The 16,837-nt window shown below is 70.0% G+C and carries 19 protein-coding genes; 5 read left to right on the forward strand and 14 right to left on the reverse strand.

The window, feature by feature from the left end:
* Positions 1-37 precede the first annotated feature (37 nt).
* Positions 38-529 (forward strand): FBP domain-containing protein, encoded by a 492-nt coding sequence (locus ACWCQK_RS32425; protein WP_451161114.1) that lies wholly within the window; start codon positions 38-40, stop codon positions 527-529.
* A 25-nt stretch (positions 530-554) separates the two neighbouring features.
* Here the strand turns inward: ACWCQK_RS32425 and ACWCQK_RS32430 are convergent, their stop codons facing one another.
* From ACWCQK_RS32430 to ACWCQK_RS32440, 3 genes are all read right to left on the reverse strand, one after another.
* Entirely contained in the window at positions 555-920 is a 366-nt protein-coding gene (locus tag ACWCQK_RS32430; RefSeq protein ID WP_451161116.1) for a hypothetical protein, read from the reverse strand.
* A gap of 150 nt (positions 921-1,070) precedes the next feature.
* A complete protein-coding gene (locus ACWCQK_RS32435; RefSeq protein ID WP_451161118.1) occupies positions 1,071-1,487 on the reverse strand; it encodes an ATP-binding protein in 417 nt (138 codons plus the stop codon).
* A 323-nt stretch (positions 1,488-1,810) separates the two neighbouring features.
* Positions 1,811-1,966: a DUF6131 family protein gene (locus ACWCQK_RS32440; RefSeq protein ID WP_451161120.1), complete on the reverse strand. Its 156-nt coding sequence runs from the start codon at positions 1,964-1,966 to the stop codon at positions 1,811-1,813.
* Between the two features lie 93 nt (positions 1,967-2,059).
* Here ACWCQK_RS32440 and ACWCQK_RS32445 point away from each other — a divergent pair, with 93 nt between their 5' ends.
* Positions 2,060-2,473, forward strand: coding sequence for a hypothetical protein (locus tag ACWCQK_RS32445; protein WP_451161122.1), 414 nt, complete (start codon positions 2,060-2,062; stop codon positions 2,471-2,473).
* A 138-nt stretch (positions 2,474-2,611) separates the two neighbouring features.
* Here the strand turns inward: ACWCQK_RS32445 and ACWCQK_RS32450 are convergent, their stop codons facing one another.
* From ACWCQK_RS32450 to ACWCQK_RS32465, 4 genes are all read right to left on the reverse strand, one after another.
* Complete coding sequence (locus tag ACWCQK_RS32450; protein ID WP_451161123.1) at positions 2,612-2,830, reverse strand: DUF6479 family protein; 219 nt, start codon at positions 2,828-2,830, stop codon at positions 2,612-2,614.
* 52 nt (positions 2,831-2,882) lie between these two features.
* A complete protein-coding gene (locus tag ACWCQK_RS32455; RefSeq protein ID WP_451161125.1) occupies positions 2,883-3,350 on the reverse strand; it encodes a DUF3618 domain-containing protein in 468 nt (155 codons plus the stop codon).
* Complete coding sequence (locus ACWCQK_RS32460; protein WP_451161127.1) at positions 3,347-3,760, reverse strand: phage holin family protein; 414 nt, start codon at positions 3,758-3,760, stop codon at positions 3,347-3,349. The genes ACWCQK_RS32455 and ACWCQK_RS32460 overlap by 4 nt, the downstream gene beginning before the upstream one ends.
* Before the next feature lie 287 nt (positions 3,761-4,047).
* Positions 4,048-5,094, reverse strand: a complete 1,047-nt coding sequence (locus ACWCQK_RS32465; RefSeq protein ID WP_451161129.1) for a YihY/virulence factor BrkB family protein — start codon at positions 5,092-5,094, stop codon at positions 4,048-4,050.
* 145 nt (positions 5,095-5,239) lie between these two features.
* On the opposite strand from ACWCQK_RS32465, the gene ACWCQK_RS32470 reads away from it, so the two are divergent.
* On the forward strand, positions 5,240-5,815 hold the full coding sequence (locus ACWCQK_RS32470) for a DUF2231 domain-containing protein (RefSeq protein WP_451161131.1): 576 nt from the start codon (positions 5,240-5,242) through the stop codon (positions 5,813-5,815).
* 91 nt (positions 5,816-5,906) lie between these two features.
* Here ACWCQK_RS32470 and ACWCQK_RS32475 read toward each other — a convergent pair whose 3' ends face one another.
* Positions 5,907-6,350, reverse strand: a complete 444-nt coding sequence (locus tag ACWCQK_RS32475) for a hypothetical protein (protein ID WP_451161133.1) — start codon at positions 6,348-6,350, stop codon at positions 5,907-5,909.
* A gap of 481 nt (positions 6,351-6,831) precedes the next feature.
* Between ACWCQK_RS32475 and ACWCQK_RS32480 the strand changes: the two genes are divergently transcribed.
* Complete coding sequence (locus ACWCQK_RS32480) at positions 6,832-7,194, forward strand: PRC-barrel domain-containing protein (RefSeq protein ID WP_451161134.1); 363 nt, start codon at positions 6,832-6,834, stop codon at positions 7,192-7,194.
* A gap of 87 nt (positions 7,195-7,281) precedes the next feature.
* On the opposite strand, the gene ACWCQK_RS32485 is transcribed toward ACWCQK_RS32480, so the two are convergent.
* From ACWCQK_RS32485 to ACWCQK_RS32500, 4 genes are all read right to left on the reverse strand, one after another.
* Positions 7,282-8,379, reverse strand: coding sequence for an NADH:flavin oxidoreductase/NADH oxidase (locus ACWCQK_RS32485; RefSeq protein ID WP_451161136.1), 1,098 nt, complete (start codon positions 8,377-8,379; stop codon positions 7,282-7,284).
* Positions 8,380-8,710: 331 nt separating this feature from the next.
* Positions 8,711-9,625, reverse strand: a complete 915-nt coding sequence (locus ACWCQK_RS32490) for a DMT family transporter (protein ID WP_451161138.1) — start codon at positions 9,623-9,625, stop codon at positions 8,711-8,713.
* 98 nt (positions 9,626-9,723) lie between these two features.
* Positions 9,724-10,143 (reverse strand): SRPBCC family protein, encoded by a 420-nt coding sequence (locus tag ACWCQK_RS32495; protein ID WP_451161140.1) that lies wholly within the window; start codon positions 10,141-10,143, stop codon positions 9,724-9,726.
* 65 nt (positions 10,144-10,208) lie between these two features.
* Positions 10,209-11,219, reverse strand: a complete 1,011-nt coding sequence (locus tag ACWCQK_RS32500) for an aldo/keto reductase (protein ID WP_451161142.1) — start codon at positions 11,217-11,219, stop codon at positions 10,209-10,211.
* Between the two features lie 403 nt (positions 11,220-11,622).
* Between ACWCQK_RS32500 and ACWCQK_RS32505 the strand changes: the two genes are divergently transcribed.
* A complete protein-coding gene (locus tag ACWCQK_RS32505; protein WP_451161144.1) occupies positions 11,623-12,048 on the forward strand; it encodes a pyridoxamine 5'-phosphate oxidase family protein in 426 nt (141 codons plus the stop codon).
* 177 nt (positions 12,049-12,225) lie between these two features.
* Here the strand turns inward: ACWCQK_RS32505 and ACWCQK_RS32510 are convergent, their stop codons facing one another.
* Positions 12,226-15,654, reverse strand: a complete 3,429-nt coding sequence (locus ACWCQK_RS32510; RefSeq protein ID WP_451161146.1) for a phosphodiester glycosidase family protein — start codon at positions 15,652-15,654, stop codon at positions 12,226-12,228.
* A 239-nt stretch (positions 15,655-15,893) separates the two neighbouring features.
* Complete coding sequence (locus ACWCQK_RS32515) at positions 15,894-16,535, reverse strand: DUF1990 family protein (RefSeq protein ID WP_451161148.1); 642 nt, start codon at positions 16,533-16,535, stop codon at positions 15,894-15,896.
* Positions 16,536-16,837: the final 302 nt, after the last annotated feature.

The raw sequence follows: 16,837 nt of genomic DNA on the forward strand, positions 1-16,837 counted from the left end.
TTTGCCTAACAGTTTTAGGCAAACTAGCCTGCCGTGTATGAAGCCACTGACCGAGCGGGAGATCCGCGCCGCCTTCGTGAACTGCTCCAAGGGCGAGGCCAAGCGCCTGTCGATCCCCCATGACCTGGCCGAACGGCCCTGGGACGACCTGGACTTCCTCGGCTGGCGTGACCCCCAGGCCCCCGACCGGGCCTACCTCGCGGTCGACCTGGACGGCCGCACGGTGGCGCTCACCCTGCGCGGCTCCCACGCCTCCTCCTGGCAGACCCGGCGCAGCATGTGCTCGATATGCCTGACCACCCACACCGGTGGCGTCTCGCTCCTGGTCGCCGCGAAGGCAGGCAGGGCCGGGCAGCAGGGGAACAGCGTGGGCGCCTACATCTGCAGCGACCTCGCCTGCCCTCTGTACGTGCGGGGCAAGAAGGACGCGGGCATCGGTGCGCGGCTCCCCGAGTCACTCACCCTGGAGGAGAAGATCCAGCGGACCGTCGGGAACCTCACGGCCTTCGTCGACAGGGTCACCGCGTGAGACAGCCGCCCTCCCCCGACCACCGTCACCTCCCGGAGTCGCGCATCTCCGTGCGATGGTCGTAGTACGCCCACACGGATACCGCCACCACGGCCGTGAGCGCGACCGCCGGGATCCGGGCGGCTCCCGTGGTCGCTGTCGCGAAGGCGACCAGGCCGGTGGCCGCGGCTCCGCACAGCATGATCACGCGGCTGACGAAGCGGTGCCGCGGTGTCTGGGGATCCTCGCGGTCCTTGAGATCACGCAGGGCGTCCCGGGCCGGGTGTCTGGATCCGCGCCGAGCGCGTGCCCGGTACTCCAGCCCGTAACTGATCACCGCGTACAGCGCGACAGCGGCCAGCGTCCAGAGCCAGCCCTCTGGGTCGTCACTCGATCCACGTGCCAGAAACACGACGCCTCATCTCTCCCACCGCTGTCCGGATGTCTCCCACCGCTGTCCAGGTGCCCGAACCCCTTTCCGGACCGCCCGTCAGGAACGGGCCGCCGGTACTGACGGAACCCAGCGCGGAACGTGATCGCCTCGCGCGGCCCGGAACGGAGTTCAGCCGTCGCCGTGCCGGTCCGCACCGGCCGGGCGGAAGCACGCCGCCACCGTCTTGCCGTGCCGCTGACCCGTCATCTCGCACTCGTCGGCGAGCGTCCGCACGATCCCCATCCCCCGGCCCGACTCCTCCCCCGCCCCCGGGTCACGCTGCTTCGGCAGCATCGGGTCCTCGTCGTGGACGCTCACATGGAGGCACTCGCCGTCCCAGGTGAGAACGAGCTGTGCGTCGCTGTGCGCGTGCAGGTGGGCGTTGGTGAGCAGCTCCGACACGCTCAGGACGACGGCGTCCACCGTCTCCGGCTCGGCAGCGGTCCACGGCAGCGACTCCAGACGCCTGCGCGTCCACTCCCGTCCGACGCGCACACCTCCCGACAGCGGGAACGAGTGCGCCCAGCCCATCGCCTTGACCGCCACCGATCTCACTCCCGTCGCGCCGTCGACTCACCCTCGTACACAGGCGTCTACCCGGCACCCGCCTCCGCAGGCCTCCCGGCCGGCACCCGGAGCTTCCGGAGCGTGCGCGCGATCGCGGGCCGCGCGCCAGGCGCCGGCGCGACGACAGCCGGCCAGGCCGGACAAGGTGAGTCGCGAGGCCACCCGGGAGCAGCCGTGGACGTGGTGAGAACAGCGAGGCGGCGCTCGAACGCACCGCGTCCGAGCGCCGCCTCGACAAGGGCACAGATTGCCCGCCCGCATACAGCGGCGCGTATGAGCCTTCTGCCGTTTTCCCGACAGGGCTACCAGTAATGTCGGCGTCCGCCGACTGCGTGACCGACCGCTCCGAGGATCCAGAGCACGGCCCCCACGACGACCAGAATGATCCCGATGGTCCACAGGATCGAAATTCCCGTCACAAAACCGATGACGAGCAGAATGACGCCGAGGACGAGCATGGTGTCCTCCGTTTCCGCTTGACGATTCACCACAAGGGTAGGCGGCAATTGTGTCCCGCGGCTTGTCCGGACACAGATTCAAGGAGCGATTCCATGATTCTCATCCTCGGACTCATCATTTTGGTCGTCGCAGCCATAGTTGGCCTCGCCGGAATATTCGGCAACACCGGTGCGGGTCACAGTCTCGGCGCCGGCGGCGACTTCTCGGTTTTCGGTTACCACGCCACTGCCTCGACCGGGGCCCTCTTTCTGAGCGGAATCATCGTGGGAGCCGCGGCGCTCCTGGGACTGACCCTGGTCATGATCGGCGCCCGCCATGCGGCCCGTCGCTCCGCGCGGACGCGGCGGGCGCTCAGTACCTCGCGTCGTGAAAACACCGTCACCGACCGCGAGAGCGACGAGCCGGCCGAGCCACGCGACAGCGTCCGCGCGGACGCGAGTCCGCCGAGGACCACCTCATCCCGTGGCCGAGGCCACTGGTTCGGCCACTCGACGGCGCCGCGCTGACGCCTCCACCAACCCGGACTCCGCGGAGGGCTGTTGACCGACGGTCTGCTGACCGACCGACCCGTCCACGAGCGTGTGTGCACGACACGAGATCCTCGGCGGTCTCCTCGCCGGCGAGGAGACCGCCGAGGAGCCGTGTCAGCTGCCGCCGACGTCGCCGTCCGGCGTCTGCCAGGAGTTCTCACGCCGACGCGCCGCCGGATTCTGCTCTGCCGGTCCGACAGGGGCTCCACGGCGTGCGCTACGTCGGCTGCCGAACCAGAACGCGCCGATCAACAGGGCGACCACCACCACTCCGGCGAGGATGAGGAAAAACGCTCCTTGCCCTGCGACCGCGAGACTTTCGCTAGCAATCATGATTGCCCTCTTACCCGCGATCGGCAGGCCTACGGGGCATGGGGGCGCTTCCTCATCGGCTCGCGTGCCGGTGCCGTACCAGCAGCGTGGCGACCACCAGAGCGGCCCCGGCCACGAACAGCGGCTTGCGGTTGGCGCGGGCCGCCGTGGCGGCCTGACCGGCCCTGTCGAGGACCGCGTCGGGCGTGTTCTCCGTGACGAGCTGACCGGCACGAGCCGTGGCATGGACGACCAGGCCGGACGCCTGCGCGGCCTGGTCCAGGAATCGATCGGGAGTCCTGTCCTTCACCAACTGCACGGCGTGCTGGGCGTTCGCGCGCACCTGGTCGGCCACCACCGCGGTCTCCGCCGCGGCCCGCTTCCTGACCGCGGCCGTCTTCTCGTACGCCTGCGCCTTGATGTCGGCCTTGTGCGCCAGCGCCTCGACGGTCTGCCCCAGTTCCTCACGCGTGCGCTCGACCTGCTCGCGCAGTTCCTCAGGCGTGGGCGTGCCGACTTGGGTACGGGATTCGTCGCTCATCGGTGTGCCCTCTCCTTGATCTCGGCCATGTCCGCCTTGACGCTGTCGATGGTCTGCACGGGGACGGGGGTGCCGGCTTTGGCGATCTGCTTCTTCCCGATCAGCGCGGCCACCGCGGCGACCACCGCCAGCACCGCCGTGAGAATCAGGGCCGACGCCCACACCGGCAGGACCAGCGCGAGAGCCGCGATGCAGGCCGCGATCAGGGCTTGCGCGGCCAAGAGCCCGAGGAGGCCCGCCGCGCCGAAGAGGCCGCCGCCCTTCCCGAAGCGTTTCCCCTTCCGGGTCATCTCCGCCCGGGCCAGCAGCAGCTCCTCCCGGACCAGGTCCGAGATCTGCTGAGAAGCCCGCGAGACCAGCACGCTCACGGAGTCGTCGGCGCTGTGGGTCGGCCGCTCTAGCGTCGTCATGGCGTAGTCACCCTGCCTTCGTCTGGTGCCTGATCGGCCACACTGCACGGCGCCCGATGGCTGCCACCGTGCCCGTCGACCGTTGGTCGTCTCCGGTACGGCCGGTGAGGGCTGAGAGTCGAAAGGGGTGACGCGCCGAGCGCGAAGCGACACCGTGCCCGGCGGGGACCACCCGGCGGCCTGCCGTCCGTGGCAGTGCCTGGACTCTCTCGATGCTCACACCGTTCTCACAGCGCGACTACCCAGCAATCGACCTGCCACCCACCTCACGCACGGACGCCGCACGATCACCGCTCCATGCGGCGGCGTTCCCTGTCGCTCCACGCGCGGGTGTCGCGCGGCCGGACATAGGGTTCCGCGTCCTCCGGCAGCCCTCCGGCGATCGCCCGTCGGCGGGCCAGCTCCGCGTCGAACTCCAGGCCGAGGAGGATCGCCAGATTGGTGATCCACAGCCAGACCAGGAAGACGATCACGCCCGCGACGGTGCCGTAGGTCTTGTTGTAGGACGCGAAGTTCGCGACGTAGACCGCGAAGCCGCCCGAGGCGATCATCCAGATGACCAGGGCCAGCAGACTGCCGGGGGTCACCCATCTGAATCCGCGGCTCCTGGCGTTCGGCGCGGCCCAGTACAGGAGCCCGATCATGATCGTGACGAGAAGCACCAGGACCGGCCATTTCGCGATCGACCAGACCGTCAGGGCACTGTCGCCTATCCCCAGCACAGTGCCCGCCTGCCGCGCCAGACCGCCGGTGAAGACGACGATCAGCGCGCTGGCGCAGGCGAGGACCATCAGCGTGACGGTGAGCGCCAGGCGCAGCGGCAGCACCTTCCACGCCGGACGGCCCTCGGGCACGTCGTAGACGGCGTTCGCGGAGCGGATGAACGCCGCCACGTATCCGGAGGCGGACCACAGCGCCACCACGACACCGACGAGCGCCATCAGCGACCCGACGCCGCTGCGGCCCTGGAGCTGCTCGACCGCGTCGCTGAGCACGTTCCGGGCGGAGCCGGGAGCCAACTGCTGGAGACTGTCCATGACGCGCTCGGTCGTCGTCCTGCCGGCCAGGCCCAGCAGGGACACCAGGACCAGCAGGGCGGGGAAGACCGCCAGGACTCCGTAGTAGGTCAGGGCCGCCGCACGGTCGGCCAGCTCGTCGTTCCGGAACTCCTTGGCCGTGCCGCGCAACACCGCCGTCCAGGAGCGCGCGGGCAGCTCCGTCGGCCGGTCGGGCGCCCTCTTCTCCACCAGTTCGCTCGGGCCCACACCCGCGTCGCCCTTGGCGTCGGCGGGCTCGCGGTCGCTGCCATGGCCCAGGCTTGACAGGGGCTTCATGCCCCCCGAGTTTCCATCCCCGTGCCACTCATGCTCGGCACGGCGCTCGGAAACAGTGTCGCCCCGCGCGGGCACACCGCGCGGGGCACACCGTTCGGGTGGAGCCTCCCTGGGACGGGAGTCCCGCGCCGGGTAGTCGTCGTGTATGAACTCACATGCCCTCAGTATCTCGACGACGGCCGGACCGAGCGCGGCACTCGACACTGCCTCGGCATGGTGGCTGACCACCCTGGACCGACTGGAACGGACGACGATCGCCGACCCCGTGATCAGGGTTCTCCAGCGGGGCATCAGCTCACTCCCCTTGGGCGGAACGCGTGATCTGCTGCGCGGCAGGCCGCTGGGGCACCCGGTTCATCCGGTCCTGGTGCAGGTGCCGATCGGGTGCTGGATGTCGGCCACGGTGCTCGATGTCGTCCCGGGGGCGCAGCGCGCGGCGACGACGCTCACCGCCGTCGGACTGGCCGGGGCGGCCCCGGCCGCCGTCGCCGGCTGGGCGGACTGGGCGGACCTGCCGCCCGCGCGGGCCAGGGTCGGTCTGGTCCACGCGGTCTCCAACGTGGCCGTGGTGGCCTGCTACACCGCGGCTCTCACGGCACGCCTGCGCGGTCGCTCCGCGAAGGGGCGGCTGTGGTCGTTGGGCGGTCTGACGGCGGTCGCCGTCAGTGGGGCGCTCGGCGGGCACGTGGCCTACCGGCGGACGTCGGCGCCACTCGTCTGACATGGGCGACGCGCGGCTCCGCCCCTGGTGGCCGACCTGCCGGACGTGAACTACGGCAGGACGACGCGCACATGGGCGTACGGGGCTCGTGTCAAGCGACGGGGGGCGTCGCGGTGTGGTCCGGGTGGTGGGGAGTACGGCGGATCGACTTGAGGCGTGCTTCCAGAAGGTGCGCGCGTCCCTCGGCCAGGGCGTCGACGATGTCGCCCTCCATCGCGGCGAAGGGCCGGTAGTAGGTGGAGTTGTACGCCTCGATGATCTGGAAGGTCCAGTGTCCCGGGATGACGTTCCGGCCGACGAGTTCGCGCTCGACCCGGGTGGCCTGATCGTGGTGGCCCGCCTCGCGCAGTAGCCGGACCGCGTCGCCGAGCTCGAAGTCCGCTGTTCCGGTCAACTGATGGAATCCGTACAGGTGGCCTCGCGCCCGCTCCGTGGTCTCCAGGGCCTTCGAGAGCGCGCCCAAGGCACGCACCGTCTTCTCGTCCACACCATCAGGCACCTGGTGTTCCGGGTCCGACTCGGGGTTGCTGTCCATGGTGATCCTCTGCCCGCGACACATGCCGCCGAGCGGTGGATTGAGCCGTCTGGCGTACGACGGTACCGACGGACGGCGTCCATCGCCGGCGTCCCCCGCTCTGCAAACAGTCGACGCGGCCAGGAGTGTGAGGTCGGCAACTGCGTTTCTCCGGTTGGTGTCAGCGCAGTTCACGCGATGAATGCCGCCGTGTGTGGACCTGATTTACCCGACAACCGGTGTAGAGAAAACGTGGGGGGTACCCGAGAACGGTCGGGATGACATCGAGGCACAAGAGGGATCTCACCTCGACGTCGACGACCGCGACACGCACGAGGCACGACACACAACGCACGACACACAAGGCACAAGGCACAAGGCACGACGATCGACGCGCAATGAGCGACGTACAACCAACGACTTGGCGCGTACGAACCCAGGGGGACCGGCGGGGAATTCGTCTTCTGCCGCCCCCTCAGATACCGGAGGAGTTGTTTTTCGCGTGACTGAGCATGTGTGGAGCTACCAGCCGACCGCGGGCCACCTGGCCGGTACGGACCTGACCGGCTTCAAGGTCGAGGCGACCGACGGGAGCATCGGCAAGGTCGACAAGCACTCCGACGAGGTCGGTGACGCCTACCTGGTCGTCGACACCGGCGTGTGGATCTTCGGCAAGGAGGTCCTGCTGCCGGCGAGCACGGTCGTGAGCATCGACCCGCAGGACAGGAAGGTCCTGGTCGACCTCACCAAGGAGCAGATCAAGAACGCCCCCGAGTTCCACCGGGACAAGCACCTCGGCGACCCCGGCTACCGGGACGAACTGGGCACGTACTACACCACCCCGTACGGCAACCGTCTCGCCTGATCCCGCCTCACACGACTCCGGTCCCGACACCCCGAGGGGTGTCGGGACCGGAGTCGTCATGGGCGCTCCCCACTCCGCTGTCGCGCGCTACGCGCGGTGGTACTGGTCCGGCGTGGCGACCTGCCCGCCGAGTTCCTCGGCCGCGTGGCGTGCCCAGTACGGGTTGCGCAGCAGCTCGCGGCCGAGCAGCACCGCGTCCGCCTTGCCCGAGGTGACGACGGCCTGGGCCTGGGCCGGCTCGGTGATCAGGCCGACGGTCGCCACCGGCATGTCGGCCTCCTGACGGACCCGCTCGGCGAAGGGCAGCTGATAGTCCGGCGCCACGGGGATCGTCACGTCCATCACGTTGCCGCCGGTCGACACGTCGAAGAGATCGACGCCCCGGGCGCGGAGCTCCTTCGCCAGACGCACCGTCTCGTCCGCGGTCCACCCCTCACGGGCGTCGCCGTTCTCCTGAAGCCAGTCGGTGGCGGAGACGCGGAAGAACACCGGCAGGTCCTCCGGCCAGACAGCGCGCACCGCTTCGACGACCTCGACGGCGAATCGGGTACGCCCCTCGAAGGAGCCACCGTACGAGTCGGTGCGTCGGTTGCTCAGGGCCGACAGGAACTGGTGGATCAGGTAGCCGTGCGCACCGTGGATCTCGACCACCTGGAAGCCGGCGGCCAGGGCGCGCCGGGCGCCGTCCGCGAACTCCTCCACGAGGGCGGCGATCTGTTGCACCGTCAGTTCGTCGGGCGTCGTCGCGTCCGACCGCATCGGGATCGCGCTCGGGGCGACCGGCGTCCACCCGTACCGCGCCTCGGGTGCGATGGGCGCGCCGCGGTCGACCCAGGTCCGCTCGGTCGAGGCCTTGCGGCCCGCGTGGCCGAGCTGGATGCCCGGAACGGTGCCCTGGGACTTCAGGAACTCGGTGATCCGGCGGAACCCCTCCACCTGCGCGTCGTTCCAGATGCCGAGGTCATACGGGCTGATGCGGCCCTCCGCGCTCACCGCGGTGGCCTCGGTGATGATCAGGCCGGTACCACCGGTGGCCCGGGCGGCGAGGTGGGCGAAGTGCCAGTCGTTCGGCACCCCCGCGCGTTCCCCTGCCGGCGCGGCGCTGTACTGGCACATGGCGGCCATCCAGATCCGGTTGGGGATGGTCAGCGATCGGACGGTGTAGGGGTCGAAGAGCGTACTCACGAATCGTGTCTCCTGTAGTACGAGAGGCGGCCTGCTGTTCTCAGGTGCCCAACGGCCGATCATGCGCCCGGCCGCCGTCTCCTTCTTGCGGGAACTTGATGTTCTTACGGGACCTTCATGCTCTTGCGGGACCTTCATGCTTGCAAACGCCGACTATCGGCGCACGCATTCCCGTATGGACGCTGAAGCGCGCGACGCTCTGGCGTGGTGCCTGGTCGTCATCGCCTGATGACACCGCGTCGTCATGACGGGTGACCGGCCGCCTGACCCACGCCGGACCCTCCGTCGCGTCGTGACGGTGACGTCGGCGCTCGCCCCGCGGAGGCCCGCGTCACAGGGATTCCGCGGCCGGCTGACCGGTCCGCTCGGCGCGGTCCTTCTCGGGGGCGACGCATTTGACCAGGCACTGGGTGCGCGACAGGCCGAAGACGCCGTAGCCCACGAGGGCGGCACCGAGGAGGGCCGGCACGAGCCACAGCCCCGTGCGTGGCGTCTCGGCGTAGAGCGTCACACCGAGACAGAAGCTCACCACGGCGTCCCCCAGCGTGAGTGCGGGCTGTGACGCGATCAGCGGTCCTCCCTGCATGGCGTAGCCCAGCAGCAGGATGGAGACCGAGCCGGCCACGGCGAAACCGTAGGTCTGCCAGGCCAGGAAGAACCCGGTCGCTCCCCTGCGCGACAGGATGTCCATGGACGACTTCACCAGCGCGGCCGTGAGAGCGTTGCCGATGGCGGCCGCGGCGGCCAGGCAGGCGGCCCGCGCAGGTCCCTGAGAACGCCGCACACCGGCCAGGACCAGGGCCGCTCCGACTCCGATGACGATGACGAGCGTCGGCGCCCACCAGGTCCCGGGAACTTGGGAGCGCCCGCCGCTGGGGGCGGACGAGAAGAGGGCGACGGCCAGACCGACGAAGATGCAGACGACACAGCCCCAAGCCCTCCGGGACACCCGTACCTGGAAGACCGCACTGCCGATCATGAGGGCCAGCGGAAGCTCCAGGATGAAGATCGGCTGCACGGTGGCCAGGGACCCTGACATCAGCGACAGGGCCTGGAAGAGCGCGGCGAACACCGTGCCCAGAACCCCTCCCAGCCAGATCGGATTGTGCAGCAGGTCGCGGACGAGACGGAGTCCCTGCGCGCGGGCAGCGGGCACGTGGACCACCGCCCGGCGCTGGAGCACGGTGCCCAGCGCGTTGCTGCCGGCGGCCAGAACGGCGAAGACGATCGCGAGAAGCATGTCCATCCCACCGGCTTCCGCGTTGTACGCGCTACCTCACCGCGTGTCGCGGCGGCGGGGGCACGTGACCTCGACGGCCGGTGAATTCGAGTGGTCGGCGGCCCTCAGGCGACTGCCGCGCCGAGAGCTTTGAGACCGTCGCTGTAGATTCCGTTGAAGAGGGCGACGACGTCGGCCTCCGAGGCGCCGTCCGTGGGAACGAATCGCCCCGACCATTGGACCTCGCTGACGGCCGGATCGTCCGAGACGGCGTGGACCCGCAGGGTGGAGACGTAGTCGGTCACCGGAAACGGTGCCTCGACGATCGCGTAACTGTACTGCCGCTCCGCTTCGTTGAACGCGAGCAGGCGCTCGACGACGGTCGCTCCGTCCGAGGTGTTCAGCCTTCTGTGGCGCCCTCCGTTCTCCAGTGTGCTGGAGGGAATGTCGGGGAGCCAGTCCGGCAGCGAATCGAAGCCCCCGATCAGCTGCCATACGCGTTCCGGCGGAGCCGGCACGATCCGGCTCACCGATGTGGATGCCATGGCGTGCCTCCTGGTGTGTCGGGCGATGGGACGGGTGGTTGCGTTTCGAGGGAGATCCGAGGCGATCAGGCGCCGCCGGGAAGCGGGGCCAGGGGACTCACCAGTCCCGCCTCGCGGATTTCCCGCCAGAACTGTTCCGGTACCTGTTCGTGGAGTGCGGCAAGATCCTCCGTGATGCGGCTGGGCCTGGTCGCTCCGGGAATGACCGCGGCACTGACAGGGTGCGCGAGGGAGAACTGCAACGCGGCCGCCTTGATGGCGACCTGGTTCCGGTCGGCCACGGCCTTGATGCGCTCGACCCGCTCGACGATCTCCGGAGGCGCGTCCTGGTACTCGAAGTGGGAGCCGCCCGCGAGGATTCCAGAACTGTAGGGACCGCCCACCACCATGCCGACGCCTTGTTCCTGCGCCATGGGAAGCAGTCGCTGCAACGCATGCTCATGATCGAGGAGGGTGTACCGGCCGGCCAGCAGGAACCCGTCGGGTTTCGGTTCGTCGAGCGCCAGGGTGAGTTCCACGGGCTCGGTGCGGTTGACGCCCAGACCCCAGGCTTTGATCACACCCTCGTCGCGCAGCCTGGTAAGGACCCGGAACGCCCCGGTCCGGGCTTCCTCGAACTTGCCGAGCCACAGGTCGCCGTAGAAGTCCTGGGACACGTCGTGCACCCAGACGATGTCCAGCCTGTCCACACCCAGACGCTGCAGGCTGCCCTCGATCGAACGCTCCGTGGCGTCGGCGGTCCATTCGTGGAGAATCTTGTTCGGCCTTCCGGCTGCGAACAGACCCCCCTTCTCACCGAGATCGGGGCTACCTGACTCGATCTCGTCGAGAATGACGCGGCCCACTTTGGTGGACAACACGTATGCGTCCCGGGGCTTTTGCGAGAGCAGTTCACCCAGGCGGATCTCGGCGAGGCCCGCGCCGTACAGCGGAGCGGAGTCGTAATAACGAATGCCCTGATCCCAGGCCGCGTTCAGTGTCGCGGAGGCTTCGTCGTCCGGGACGGCACGAAACATGTTGCCCATGGGGGCCGTGCCGAACCCGATGCGTTCGGAAAGAACCTTGTCAAGGGTCATGATCGGCTCCTCTGCGCCGCGAAGGCCGAGTGCCGGCCGCCCCGAAGGGAACAGCCGAAATCGCCGCCTTCCAGCAAAGTCATAGGCGATTTCGAAGCAGCCATACGCGATTCATTACCGCATAAATCAATACAGAAAACTGCACAATATATCATGCTAACAGCAGCCTCCAGACGGGGCAACCGGTCGCGTGACAGGGCCTCTTAGCCACACCGGAAAGGAAATTCTTACCCCGGGTGGGGAAACTATTTTCCCTTTTGATTGCCCGTTGCCCTCCGCGCGAGCGATCAGCCCGGCCCGGTGGAGGGCGGGCAGGACGCGGCCCCCATGCGTGGCGACGGGAAATCGAGGGCGGGCGGTGCAACCGTTGAGCCGTCGGTCCCCGCACTCAAGGAGCCTCGCCGTGCCGCTGTCCCTCGAAGAGCGTGAACAGTTCCTCGCCGAACCCCACGTCGCCGCCCTCTCGGTGAACGGGGAAGGCAACCGTGCCCCGCTGAGCGTGCCCATCTGGTACCAGTACGAGCCCGGCGGCGATGTCTGGATCATGACGGGCCGGAACTCCCGCAAGGGCGCGCTCATCGCCGTCGCCGGGCGGTTCACCCTGCTGGTCGACCGGCTCGAGCCGACGATCCGCTATGTCTCGGTCGAGGGGCCGGTGGTGTCGACCGAACCGGCCACCCGCGAGCAACTGACCGAGATCTCCGCCCGATATCTGCCGGCGGAGAAGGTCGAGGGCTACGTGGAGACCGCCTGGGCGGAGCACGGGGAGCAGGTCGTGCTGCACATGCGCCCCCGTCGGTGGGTGAGTTCGGACCTCGGTTCCCTCTGAGGTCCCGAGCCGGGCGCCGCGCTCACAGGCGCGGCGCCCGGCTCTCACCGGGTCACCGGGTCACCGGGTCACCGCGTCACCGCGTCACCGCGTCACCGCGTCACCGCGTCACCGCGTCACCGCGTCACCGCGTCACCGGGCAGGTGCCCGCAGGCTGCCTGCCCGGCTGACGGACGGTCAGCGGTGGCGCACGGTGATCGTCCGCTCGGCGGTCACGCCGTTGACGGTCACCCGCAGGACCGCGGTGCCGGCCCGCCGCGCGGTGAGCGTTTCGGTAGCGGGGTCGTAGGAGACGACCGGCGTGCCGTCGTGGTGACCGTGGTCGCGATCGCCGCCCACCACGTCGACGCGGGTCCCGCTCCAGTCGGCGCTGACCGGCCAGGCCACCGGGACCGTACGGGTGCCGTCCTGCGTGAGCGTCGCCGACGCCTCCGCCCGGTCGCCGACCGTGAGCGTGCCCGGCGCGTCGAGGGCCACCGAGTCGGCACGCGCGTGCACTTCCGCCCGCAGCCACATCTCCGAGCCGTCGGACGGGACGTCGAACGGGTCGGTGACGCGGCCCTCCTTCGGGTCGATGCCCAGCATCGTCCAGCCGGTGAAGCCGCCGTCGTCGGGCGTACCGGCCGGGTTCTTGCCGGAGTTCCCGTTGACCAGGTACGGAACACCGTCGATCGAAGTGGCGTTGAAGACGCCGACGTGGGAGCCGACGAACGCGGCGGACTTGTGGCTCTCGGCCCGGAAGTCGGCGAGCCACTGCTCCACCAGCGCGGCTTCCTTGCGGTCGCCGAGCTGGCTGGCCTTGTCCGCCAGCGGGTCCTCGGTGGGGTGGTGCTCGAACAGCACGACACCGCTGACGGACCGGTCCTTCGCCGCCGCCGCGAGCTGGTCGTGCAGCAGCTGAAGCTGGGCGAAGCCGCCGCCGCGCAGGGTGCCGCTGGAGGAGTCGAGGGTGATGAAGCGGGTGCCCTTGGCGTCGAAGACCGACGTGGTGTCGCCGAACTCGGCCTTGAAGTTGACGGTGGTCCCCGGACCCATCACCTCGTGGTTGCCGGGCACGTAGTGCCACGGGATGCTTCCACCGGTGCGGTCGTCGAACTCGTCGAGCAGTTTGCGGGCGAGCGTGAAGTCGGCCGGCGCGCCCTCGTCCACGAAGTCGCCGTTGATGACCAGCAGGTCCGGCTTGGCCTTCGCAATCTCGGCGAGGGTGCGGCGGGCCGCCTCCACCAGCGGGCTGTTGGGGTCACGGGCGACGAACTGGGCGTCGGACATCACGGCGACGCGCAGCGGACGGCCGTCGACCGTTCCGTCCGTCACCACGACCGGGTCGGCGACCCTCGGCGGGACGGGGAGCTGCACGTCGGGGGCGACCTTGACCCGCAGGTCGCTGATCGTGACCGCGCCGGTGTAGGAGCGGGCGGCGCTGGTCTCCAGCAGCCGCACCCGCTGGAAGGTCAGCGGGTAGACGGTACCCGTGGGCACCGGGAACTCGACCTTGCGCCAGCCGGTCCAGGTGATCAGGGGGCCGTCGAGGTTGGCGGTCACGCCGGAGCCGGTGCGGTACTGCAGCCGAGGCCACTCGCCGTTGCCGTCACCGTTGATCCACATGGTGACGGCCTGGGGCTGGCCGGTCAGCTGGATCTGCTGCGGCGGCACGGCGTACTGACCGCGGGTGGCCGTGGACTTGGTGAAGTCGTACGTCAGGGCGAGCCCGGGCGCGCCGTCGTGACCGGGGGCCGGGGCGACCGATCCGCCGGGGGCGCGGTCGTTCGCCGACGTCCAGGACGCGGCGTCGGACAGGTCCGCGAAGGAGTTCTCGGCCAGGCCGACGGTGACCGCGACGTCCGTGGACATCTTCCCGACCGTCAGGTGCAGCGTGGTGGAGGCGCCATCGGCCAGGCCGCGCACCGAGAAGGTGGCGTCACCCGTGGGCTGGACCGACACCACGCCCGCACCGCCGGTCACCTTGACGTCGGACGCCTCGATCGGGGCGGAGTCGCCGAGGCCGTCGTAGCCGGTCACCGTCAGGCGCGCTTCGCCACCGACGCCGTCCAGGGCCACCAGGCCCTTGTTCGGGGCGATGCGCACGGCGGGTGCGAGGACGGTCAGTTCGGCCGTGCCGGTGGCCCGGTGGCCGGACGACGCCACCACGCGGGCGGTGCCGGAGCGCCGGCCGGTGACGACAGCCGTGCCGTCCTTGCCGGGGTCGACCGACACCCGGCCGTCCTCGTCGCGCCACTGGACGCGGCCGCTGGGCAGCGGCGCATACGTCTCGTCGTGGGCGAGGGCGCGCACCGTACGGCGCAGGCCCGGGAAGACCTTGTCGGAACCGTTCGCCGACAGGGCGGGCAGCACGCGGAAACCGCGTACGGTGCCGGAGCCGGGGGCCGCGAACAGCCCGAGCCCGTTGGCCACCTGCCGCTCCGAGCCGTCGGACGGGCTGTTGACCAGGCCGGTCGTGTTCTCACCCGGCAGGCGGGCGGCCATGGTGGTCGAACCGCCGCCGTCCATGTTCAGGGCGTTGGTGGCACCGAGGCCCTTCATGAAGGCGCCGAGTTCGTTGAGGTCCATGCCACGGCTGTTGGTCTGCTTGCCGTCGATCGCGACCAGGTACATGGTGCGTCCGTCGGCGGAGAAGCCCACGCTGGTGCGGGAGGTGGCGGTGACCGTGTCGCCGTCGGTGAAGCGCTGCACCACACCGGCCGAGACCAGCACCTGGCCGCCGCCGACGGCGACCGCCACATCGCCGAAGTCGGCGCGCGGGCGGTAGGTGACATCGACGGCTTCCCCGGGCACGAGCGCGGCCAGCGCGTCGGCGCCCGCCTCCCGGCCGAGCAGCACGCTGGTGCCCGCCGGAATCGGATCACTGCTGACGGAGGTGCGTACGGCGGTGACCTTGCCGTCGCGCAGCCACACCTCGGCGACCCGGTCGGCGCCGCTGACGGGCTTGGTGCGCGGGGACGGGCCCCACTGGTCGGTGAACAGGCCGATGCCGCCCGCCGCCAGAACCGGAGAGTTGACGCTGGCCAGCTTCAGGTTCCGCTCGCCGCCGACCGTCACCTGGCCCTCCAGGAAGACCTGGGCGAGTCTGCCGAGGCCGTCCGCCCCGATGGCCACCGTCTGACCGCGGCCCTCGGTGGGTGAGTTGACGAGGCCGTCCTTGCGTGACACCGCGCCGCCCACCGGGGCCTCGGTGTCGTTCATGTCGAAGTAGTCGCCGTTGATCGCGGCGACGGCTCCGGTGCGCTTGGCCTGCTCGGTGACGCGGGACTTGCCCGTGACCGTGCCGGAGGAGATGTAGTCCACGCTCAGCCGGTCGTCGGCGAGGTCCGCGACGAGCACCTGGCCCCGCACCCACCCGTCGGTCCCGAACCGGTCGAAGCGGGTCAGGTTCAGACCGGGCGCGATCGGCGTGCGGTTCTCATTCGTGACGATGGACTGGCCGGGGATGCTGGGGATCAGGCCGTGGGAGGGGCTGCCCGGCTGCGGCGCGCCGTAGGGGGCCGACACCAGGTTCTCGGGGGTGAGCGCCTGGGCGGTCGTCGCCATCCCGGCGCCGATGCTGAGCGCTGTGGCCAGGGCGAGAACGACGGCACCGCGTCGTGCCATGGAACGTGACGGGGGGACGACGGGGTCAAGACGGAGCGGCACTGACTGACTTCTTTCCATTTTCATACTGAAAGTCGCGGGCAGCGCTCAGTGCACGCACTGCGGGTGTTGGGGCGCCGTGAAGTGTATGGCCGTCAGCAATGCAAAGGATGAACATTGGTGCGTCGGAGCGTGCGCCATCGGGAATTCCCGGACCGCCTGGTGCCGACCGGGCCGGTCTGCCGGGCGCCGACACAGGGTCACACCAGCGCGCGCAGGTACCGTCGCCGGGCGCCCCGCTGAGCGAGAAGGAGAAGAGGGAACGACCGGCGCCAGAGGCCCGCGGGAGCGGCACGGGTGAGGGATCTGAGGGTGAGGAAGACGGTGCCGCTGTCGTCCCGGTGGACCACGAAGGCCTCCTCGCCGCTGACCGGATGACCGGGTCGGGTGCCGTACGCGAAGCCGCATCGGCCCGAGGTCTCCACGACGGCCACGACTTCGACGGGCTCCCGGACGACGAAGGGGCCCAGGCCCGCGGTGACGCTGTAGCGCCCCTGCTCCACCACCCGTACGGAGCCTCGGTCCTCGGAGGCGACGGTGAAGCCGCTGCGCCGCTTGACCTCCCAGCGCATGACGGCGTCCGCCGCGGTGCGCCAGGCGTCCTCGCCCCGGCCGATCACGACGGTCCGTTCGAACCGCCGGAAGCCCGCCGGGGTGTCGCCCCAGTCGGCCATGTCCGGGCGGGTCGCACCCGGAGTGCCGTAACTCAGGCCACTGGAACTGGACTGCCCGCTCGGAGTGCGGTAGTTCGGGCCGTTGTGACTGGACTGTCCGCTCGGAGTGCCGTAGCTCAGGCCGTCGTGCGAGGACTGCCCGCCCGGTGCGCTCGCGTGCGCCGTCATGTACCTATCTCCGTCTCGGCGGGCGGGCCGCCATGTGCCCATCCCCATCTCGGCGGGCCGCCATGTGCCCATCCTCATCTCGGCGGTCGTCCCGTACCCGTCCCGCCTGAGCGGGCCTGCACGGACCCGTCCCGCCTCAGCGGGCCATCCCGTGAAATCCGCGGCACGGGCGGGGCCGCTCCCTCGCCATCGACCTGCGCGTCGTACCAGCAGACCGTCGCGGAACGATGTCGACCGGACGGCGAGTCTACGGGTGGGCCGGGGCGCCCAGCAGGGGGAGTGGCGCCCTGTCGGGGAGGCCG

The sequence above is a fragment of the Streptomyces sp. NPDC002306 genome (assembly GCF_053593435.1).